The 983-nt window shown below is 47.6% G+C and carries 2 protein-coding genes; both read right to left on the minus strand.

Features of this window, described 5'->3' with window-relative positions:
- On the minus strand, positions 1-528 hold a 528-nt coding region (locus R7040_RS25010; protein ID WP_318097356.1), incomplete at its 3' end, for an efflux RND transporter permease subunit.
- 28 nt (positions 529-556) lie between these two features.
- The gene (locus R7040_RS25015) at positions 557-982 is read right to left on the minus strand and encodes a YeeE/YedE family protein (protein WP_318097357.1); all 426 of its coding nucleotides are present in this window, start codon (positions 980-982) and stop codon (positions 557-559) included.
- Between the last annotated feature and the right edge of the window lies 1 nt (position 983).

The raw sequence follows: 983 nt of genomic DNA on the forward strand, positions 1-983 counted from the left end.
ATCCAATGATTTAATGCCTAACGTGGCTTGGTCTGCAATACGTCTCAACTGATGGCGATCGAGAATGTCTGGATCGGTGGAATAAATTGCGGCAACAACAATGGGTACATCATCGATTTCAACAGGCTTTACAAGCCAGTTAGTGACAGAAGGAGGAACTTTGTCTTGGTTGGAGTAGAGTTTGTTGTAAAGCTTAACCAGAGCATCTTCGCGGTTTTCGCCGACATAGAAACGAACGATGACTTGCGCAGCACCTTCCATGGACGAAGAATAAACATATTCCACACCGTCAATTTGGCTAACAAGCTTTTCTAATGGTTCAGTGATTTGATTTTCGACTTGAGAAGCGCTGAGTCCGGGAGCCGAAACCAATACATCTGCCATCGGCACAACGATTTGCGGGTCTTCCTCTTTCGGGGTCAACCACAAGGCCGCAGCACCGACCACAAGCGCGAGTAAGATCATGATCGGAGGGAAAAAGCTGTTCATCACAGACTGAACAAAACTTCGCTTTAGTTTGTCGGGCATCCTTTCCCCTCCATATCAGATTGATTGTTTACGCGTTCGCGGTTTTCATCTTCTTCGCGTTACGGTGAGTAATGATCGCTTTCGCGAACAGAGATCCAACTAACATCGCAAGGAAGAACACTACAATGCTCACGTTGCCTAATGCCAGACTCGCAACTGCAGGGCCAGGGCAAATACCGGCCAAACCCCAACCTAAACCAAAGATCGCCGCACCAGATAGCAAACGTCCGTCGATGCTCTTATTGGTTGGTGTGCAAAACGCTTCACCGCTAACTGATTGTTTTCTCGGCTTGATGATTAAAAAATAGCTTGGCATGAATACCGCGAGTGCGCCGCCCATCACAAAAGCCAAACTTGGGTCCCAACTGCCAGAAATATCTAAAAATCCAATGACTTTAGCTGGGTCGATCATGCCGGACACCGCCATGCCCATACCGAATAACACACCGCTCAAA

This window comes from Vibrio sp. 1069, from assembly GCF_033340555.1.